Here is a 7,149-nt window from a genome sequence, read left to right on the forward strand (position 1 = left end):
TGCCAAATCCACGCCTCCATGAACTCCTGCCATGGCACTGGAAAACCCTTCACCACAGCAATAATACCATCAAAGCCTGATTACGCCCGCGGCTCTCTCCGGATGCTTACTTTTTCTCTCGACTTCTGTCCCTCATAGATGATCTGGCGGATCACAGTCTCCCGGTTCACCCTGTCCCCAGCATCATCCCGATCCTGTGCGTCCGGGGCTTCCAGTTTCCCAGCGTCACTGATCTGGACTTTCACGCCATCGCGTCTGATGCGGTTGTCCCTGACGTTGATTCCGATACGGGTCACGTCAGTATAAAGATGGCAATCTTCTTTATGGCGGGTCATTCCCACATACAATGCCTCCCTATCCATTCCGGCCGCATTCAGAACATAAGACCTGTCCACACTGGCTCCTTGTGAGGAATGGACCGTTACGGCATAGGCGTGCTGGACGCGAAGCGGTCGTGTATAAGGCTCGTTCCCTTTTGAGCTCGAAAGCCGTTCCAGATCAGACCAGCGCGTTGTCACCTCGAAACCGCGATCGAAGGCAAGAGTCACGACCGGTTCGCCATCAGTATTGTCCCGAAAAACGGCCCTCACCGTCGCAACATCATTGTTCCTGATCACGTTCCCGGCGGCCCGGATATTCTCGCCAAAGATAAGGCGGTCACCCATTGCCAAGGCCAGCGATCCGGCCACTGGTTTCAGTCCCCGGCTCAAGGCTTCAATCTCAATGTCCGACCCGGCAATCTGTCCCTCGTTCCGGAGAAGATTCCGAAGATCGGTGTTCAGATTCCGGACTTCATTATGTGTCCTCGCAAGCACCATTCTTGTTCCAGTCGGGTTACTACGAACATCCCCAAGGTAGTCCTCGATTAGCATATTCCGCAGTCCCTGGCCTTCCCCAATGACGATCCGGTCATGGGAGGCATAGGCATTGACCGCCTGTTCCACATCGCCGGCCGCGAAATGCTGGCTTGCCTGTCTCTGCCAGTCCACTTTCTGTCGCCTGATCTGGTTGATGCGTTCCGTGCCGATCGCTTCGGAGATCAGTCGAAGCGGTGACCCTGGAGCCACCGGCTTGAGTTGCCGAGTGTCCCCGGACAGGATCACCTTTGCACCGGCTTTCGCTGTTTCCCGGAGCAGTTCATTCATCTCCGTCGTGGCCACCATGCCGGCCTCATCGACGATCACGACATCGTCCCGTGACAGCCTGATTCTCTGTTTGTGTTCGGGATCGGAAATGCGATTCAGGAATGAACGCAGGACAGCAGACTGAGTCTGATCCGTGTCTGTGTCCCTGGCGATGACCGATACCGCCTGATGGCTGGGCGCGGTTACCCAGACCCGAAGACCCGCGTCCCTCGCAGCCTCAGCGGCGGTTCCTAACGAGAACGACTTTCCCGTTCCCGCTGATCCCTCGGCCACGGAGATTCCATCCCTGTTCAGAGCGTGCCTGACCAGTTCCGCCTGTTCGTCGGAGATAGTTCCTTTTCGTGCAATGGCCGCTTCGATCAGATCAGCAGGAACCAGTTGCCCTTCTGCCTTACGTCTGATCGCAATACGCACGATCTGGCGTTCCATGTCGATGATCTCTGGGGTCGAGAACATGAGTTCCCGCGTCTTCGTCTGATCGTTCCCGCTCAGTTCGATCAGGCGTTCCGATTTGCGCAAGGCGACCGCTATGGCGATCGCGTCATCCACCGTCATCGATCGTCCCTGACAATGCTCAAGAATGGTTCCGATCAGATGCCGATCTTCAATAACAGTCTCGGTCGATGTCAGTTGCTCAAGCGCACGTTCGAAGGCTGCCTTAGTGTCGAATGGACGAGCGGATTTGTCCGCTGTCGCGGCCATCGCCGATTCCCAGATCGATTCCCGTGTCCATCCTTCTTCGCGGATTTCTCTGTCCCAACGCTCATTCAGTTCGGCCCGCGTCGGCAGGTCGTCTTTTGACCCACGAGTGTTCCGGCTGATGTTCTCCGCCGCGTCCCGGTGAGTCGCTGTATCGATTCCCATCTCGCGGGCCTCAGCGACAATGTCGTCACGGCGCTTTGAGAATTTCTGTTCCAGAGACCCCGGAACGCCGAGGATACGGAAGTTCCTCTCATCCTTGACCGCTGTTATGCCAAGTCTGCGCTCTAGTCCCTCAATCAGCGCTAGACGATAGACCGCGCCGATCTCCTGCTGGTGTTTCAGCAGTTCTAGATTGTCGATGGTTCCTGTCGTGCCGTCCGCTCTCCGGCACACGTTCATCAATACCGCATGGGTGTGAAGCTGCGGATCACCAGAGCGACTGGTTGTGTGCAGGAATGTTCCCGCCATCAGTTCCGCCGGTGTCTGTCTGTCCTTCCCGTTCTTCCCGCACCGCGTTACGATCAGTCCATTCTGCTGCACATATTCCAATGCCTTGAAGACGGCCGCCTGTTGCACGTCTTCCATAATATCGCGTTGATCCCTGTTCCCGGCTGCCCACAGAACTGATACCGATTTCGGCGCTGCAAATTGCAGATCATAGCCGACCCGGTGTTCCTTACCCTTCTGTGTGAGAATGTCTTGTGTGAGCGGATCACGACCGGCGGCGAGGTTCCTGAAATCCCTGGAATCGACCTGAGAGCCGTCGATCACAAACGGGTATGCCTGTCCCACTTCAACGCGGGCATTTGTCCACCAGACGCCGGGTTTCTCGCCGGTTCCGTTGTCCAGATAATAACTGGCCCTATCCCGATCAGACCAGTCTCCGCGTTTCCGGCCGGCGGGGAGCATTATCTGGTGCTGGTTCGGATGTGGTTCCGATCCGTCCAGACCCGGCTGGTTCAGCAGTTCCTGATTGACCGACTCGATGTAATACTCGACACTCGACAGTGGTGTGCAAGTGAACATGATTCCCGTTCCTCGAATGGGTGTTTCCGTTCACTGATTGTAGTTCCGATTCCCGCATGGAGCGGGTTCCGAAGGGGCGTTGATTCCTGTTCCGGCAATGGATGGCGGGATGCCGCCGTTTATGCCTAGTCATTGTCGGAATCGGATTACGGAACCGGGGCGGAGGATGTCGCGCTGGGCCATGGATGGTGTTGCTCTTCGCGATGGATATGAAGACGCGACCGAGGCGGAGCCGAGGGCTGCCGACACACGCAACGCTCCCCCGCCGGGAGGCAAAAAGGAAGCCTCACTGATTGTCTCGGTCAGGCCAGAATCCTGTTTCCGGAACCGCTACGGGCTTGCATCGTAAACGCGCTCGTTTTCTGTCCTGATCTGGTCGGGGTCAGGGCAGAAATCTGTCGGGTGATCGGCACGATTGTTCCCGACGCTTTTAACGGAGAAATGGCTGTTTACAGCGGGTTCGAGTGCTTACGGGCGTCGAAGATGCGTGGTGTGTTGAAAAATATAATCTAATGGATTTGGTGTTTTGTTATCGTTACGAAATGTCTTGGATTCATATCTGTTTGAGGGAATTTGAGATTAAAAAATAGGGATTAAATGATGATGTGCGGGATAGGGGTATCAATGGGGAATATGAGGAATGGAATGGTGGAATGAGGGTGGGAATTGCGTGAGGATAATTAAGTGGGTTGGTATCATGGGGTCAGATGCGGAATGGTGATGCTATATCGATTCTGCGTATGGGATGTTGTCTGTCTGATCGGGTAGCATAGTAAGCGAATCAGGACCCATATAAGGCGAGAGCGCGGGCGTCATGGTCTGCTGAGATCCGTGATTAGGTTATACTCTACGTCATAGGCGTGCGTTGCGGCGAGCATGTTGCGACGAGCAACACAGCTTTTAGATCGAAAGGGAATACGGCATGGCAAAGACAACAAGGCGTTCGGCAGTCAATCTGACGATGTCGGTCGAGGAACTGACGGCTGATCTCGCGCAGGAGCATGAGGAATGGCTGTCTCGTAAACCGCAGACTGTTTACGACCTGGTCAAACAGATTCACGAACCACTCCTGAAAATGAAGCAGGACGGTCGCACGGATTCCGAAATCTGCGACATGCTGACCAAACGCGGCATCGAAATCAGCGCAGGCACGTTTGCGACCTATATGAAGCGCATCGCAAAGGAAACGCGGGGTGGTGCGTCCCGTCGCCCGACACGCAAGCCGAAACCGGATTCCGATGCAGCGGCCGACAAGGTTGCGGCGAGCAACAGCAATGATTCCCGCACTTCGAAGCCGGCGCGTCCGACATCGGATTCTGCGCCGGCTGAAGCAGCCTCGCCCTCGATGTCAGGATTCACGTCGAGGAAGCCGCCATCACTAGACGCATAAGAACTGCCAATAGTTGCTCTCCGCAACACAGCGGGGCTTGATTCCGACAGAGGCGGAACTGGATCACACCGGTTCCGCCATTTTTATGTCTGCCTGACAGGGACGTTTCGCGCAGCGATCCGGAGCTTTCGACAAAGCACACTATACTAATTCCATGAAGCGCAGATCGCGGTTCAATGAACAGGAGTGCTTTGACATGGGAGGCAGGACGAAACGCCTAGTGCTCGTCGTCTCAGGAAAAGGCGGTGTTGGCAAGACCACATTCGCCCGCCTGATGACGGACGTGTATCGGGAACGCAATACGAAAGCGGCCATCTTTGACGCGGATGGCCAGATCGGCGGGCTGGCGCGCGTCTACCATGATGTCGTCCAGTTTTATGATCTTCGCCAGGACGCGGAGCGTGTCACGCTTCTGAATTCGATTGCGTCCGCCGCCGATGTGATTCTGCACGATCTGCCGGGCGGCAGCCGCTTCGAGATCAGCAAGATCGTGGACAATGGCGACGGGGAACGGGTCGATGGATTCCTTGCCGCACTGGATGAGAACGACGTTCGTCTGACGCTCGTGCATGTCATCGACAACGAGATCGAAAGCGCCCAGTCCGTCAGTCAGTATATGAGTGCTTTCTGGACCGATTCCGTTGATCATGTCGCCGTTCTGAATATGCGTGAGAGCCGCGACCTTAAAGCCGACTTTCCCTACTGGTTTGGTTACACTTCCGGCAGCGAACGGCGCTACGGCAAGGGGCGCGATCGCCTTCTGGCTGCGGGCGGTATCGAGGTCTCCATGCCCGGCATACAGGTCGGGGCGCGGGCGAAACTCAACGCGCTCAATCTGAAATTTTCAGACTGCGCCCGGCATCCTGAACTGACCATCACCGAGCGCACGATCGCGAGTCAATTCCTGCGCGAATTCCGCAAGGCCATTGAACCGGCATCCGGCTTCCTCGGTCTGTGACGGGAGGATCGGATCATGACGATCTTCAAGGACACGGCCGAGGCGCTGGGCGTCGCTCCAGAGACCCGCGACCGCGCCTGGTCGGCCGTGGGCGCCGCTGGGATCAGCCCTGACGATCCGGAGGTCGTGCGGCTGCTGATCAATGAGCACATCCGCGCGACCCTGACCTCGCTGACCGGCGAGCTGGAGACGGCCGCGAGCAAGGCGATCCGGGAATTCGGCGACGCGGCCGCGCACGGGGAGGCGGCGGCTCAGGCACGGCTTGAGACGCGCGTGGCGGAACTGGTGCAGACCGTGTCTGCCCGACTGGCCAATGCGATCGAGCAGACGCTGGACAAGAGAGCCGAAGCAAAACTCGACATCGCGACGACAACGCAATGGGCCTGCGGCGTGATCCTGTTCGCCGCAGGTCTTTATCTCGGCAGTCTGGGTATTGGTTACGTCAACGTGCCGGACGACGAACTGAACCGATGGCTCCAGGCTCAGGCGCCATGGTTTCTGCTCGCCGCCGGGACTGTCGCGTTTCTTGCCGTTCGCCTGATTATCGCATGGGCAGCAACCAGCCTGTTGATCCGCTTCATTTTCGCCCTTCCGCCCCGCGATGCGATCCGCCGCTGGGGCCGGCGCGACTCCTAAAATAAATCAGGTCGGTATGGGCGACGCGGTTTCATCGTCAATCAAGACGATCGGCGAAGTCGGCGAGGAGAACGGAACGCGGGAAAGCTGATGGCGCCGGCAAGAAGGAAAAGGCAGAGCATAAAGGCAAGGGGAGGAAACCCGAGCAAAAATCTGCGCTGAGACGGATGATGGTCCGGATAAAGCAGCAGACGCCTGAGCAACTCAAACCGACCGAAGAACAATCGCGCAGGATGTGATCCTCGCTTCTCCATTATGACTGTGACATCCCCAGAGGCGGCCACCGTGCCGCCTTTTTCTTTGTCTGATTCAACGTGGGTTCAAGGAAACCAGAGGTGGGAGGCTCTTCGCTTGGGGAGGAGGCTCGGCGCCGCCTCGCTCGCGTTTCCATGCCTCCCGGCGGAGCCGGGGCATCCCTCCCCCGAGCCCAGGCCCCTTCAACCCGCTTCGCATCACCCCCATCGCGGCCGCAACACTCGCCCCCTCGGCCTGGGCGCACCCGGAGACGGGCCGTTTCTTTTCCCGACCCCCACGCGACTTGCGCCACCTCCTGCAATCCGCCCGCCACCACCACCACCGCCGCCCCGTCGCCTATCGAAAAACTCCCAGTCTTCCCCGTGAACTGTAGCGGCAATTCCCCGGATTCGCTCCCCAACCTCGCTGTCTCTATCCCGCCCTCCCGCAAACTGGCTGTTCGTGCAGGATATAGCTGGCGCGACAGCATCCCCCAGACCGACCAGGGCAGGCACCAGCAGGCGCTCCATTTCCCGGTTCGCGTTCCCGCGCCCGGTTGCCGTCACGAGCGTCCTTACGATGTCTCCCCACGCCGGAACGTCGGGCCACGCCACCCCGAGAGCAGGCATGAGCCGCATCCGAACAGGCAAGGCCGGCATAACAAGGTCGCCGTTCTTTAAGCAGCAATACGTCCTGATGTCGGGTGAAACGGCTCCGATCATCACACGCAAAGCGACGATTGACACGTAAACATTACGATCAATCAGGGAGAGGTTCTTCTCTGCCCAGCGCAGAATCCTGACCTCCTGCCGGGTCAAAATCCGGCGGTCATCAACATACTGGACATCGTTTTCATTACAGAAAACGGTCGCTCCCTCGGTCTGTCCACACATGTAATGGATCATCGGCGGTGCGGATGGAGAAAGCGCGGCTAGGATGGGTTCCATGTAAGCTTCCGGAGTGAGACGCCTTGTTGAGTTTATAGTGTGGTGATGTGTTCTGTTCATGACAGAGCGATCAGAACAGAATGATGCTGTCGCAGCGACATTCGCTGCGAC

At 57.6% G+C, this 7,149-nt stretch carries 5 protein-coding genes; 3 read left to right on the plus strand and 2 right to left on the minus strand.

Annotated features, from left to right (window positions below; translation table 11 throughout):
* Positions 1–80: 80 nt before the first annotated feature.
* On the minus strand, positions 81–2,873 hold the full coding sequence (gene mobF, locus GOB82_RS12725; RefSeq protein ID WP_166123657.1) for a MobF family relaxase: 2,793 nt from the start codon (positions 2,871–2,873) through the stop codon (positions 81–83).
* Positions 2,874–3,795: 922 nt separating this feature from the next.
* Here mobF and GOB82_RS12730 point away from each other — a divergent pair.
* From GOB82_RS12730 to GOB82_RS12740, 3 genes are all read left to right on the plus strand, one after another.
* Positions 3,796–4,263: a hypothetical protein gene (locus GOB82_RS12730; RefSeq protein ID WP_166123659.1), complete on the plus strand. Its 468-nt coding sequence runs from the start codon at positions 3,796–3,798 to the stop codon at positions 4,261–4,263.
* Between the two features lie 154 nt (positions 4,264–4,417).
* The gene (locus tag GOB82_RS12735; protein ID WP_242007413.1) at positions 4,418–5,221 is read left to right on the plus strand and encodes a nucleotide-binding protein; all 804 of its coding nucleotides are present in this window, start codon (positions 4,418–4,420) and stop codon (positions 5,219–5,221) included.
* Between the two features lie 15 nt (positions 5,222–5,236).
* The gene (locus tag GOB82_RS12740) at positions 5,237–5,857 is read left to right on the plus strand and encodes a hypothetical protein (RefSeq protein ID WP_166123661.1); all 621 of its coding nucleotides are present in this window, start codon (positions 5,237–5,239) and stop codon (positions 5,855–5,857) included.
* Between the two features lie 452 nt (positions 5,858–6,309).
* On the opposite strand, the gene GOB82_RS12745 is transcribed toward GOB82_RS12740, so the two are convergent.
* Entirely contained in the window at positions 6,310–7,038 is a 729-nt protein-coding gene (locus GOB82_RS12745; RefSeq protein ID WP_166123663.1) for a hypothetical protein, read from the minus strand.
* Between the last annotated feature and the right edge of the window lie 111 nt (positions 7,039–7,149).

Source organism: Acetobacter farinalis, from assembly GCF_011516935.1.
In the GTDB taxonomy this organism is placed as follows: domain Bacteria; phylum Pseudomonadota; class Alphaproteobacteria; order Acetobacterales; family Acetobacteraceae; genus Acetobacter; species Acetobacter farinalis.

Coding starts and splice junctions, on each gene's coding strand:
- GOB82_RS12730 (WP_166123659.1), top strand. CDS start 3,796: ATGGCAAAGACAACAAGGCGTTCGGCAGTCAATCTGACGATGTCGGTC.
- GOB82_RS12740 (WP_166123661.1), top strand. CDS start 5,237: ATGACGATCTTCAAGGACACGGCCGAGGCGCTGGGCGTCGCTCCAGAG.
- GOB82_RS12745 (WP_166123663.1), bottom strand. CDS start 7,038: ATGGAACCCATCCTAGCCGCGCTTTCTCCATCCGCACCGCCGATGATC.
- mobF (WP_166123657.1), bottom strand. CDS start 2,873: ATGTTCACTTGCACACCACTGTCGAGTGTCGAGTATTACATCGAGTCG.
- GOB82_RS12735 (WP_242007413.1), top strand. CDS start 4,418: ATGAAGCGCAGATCGCGGTTCAATGAACAGGAGTGCTTTGACATGGGA.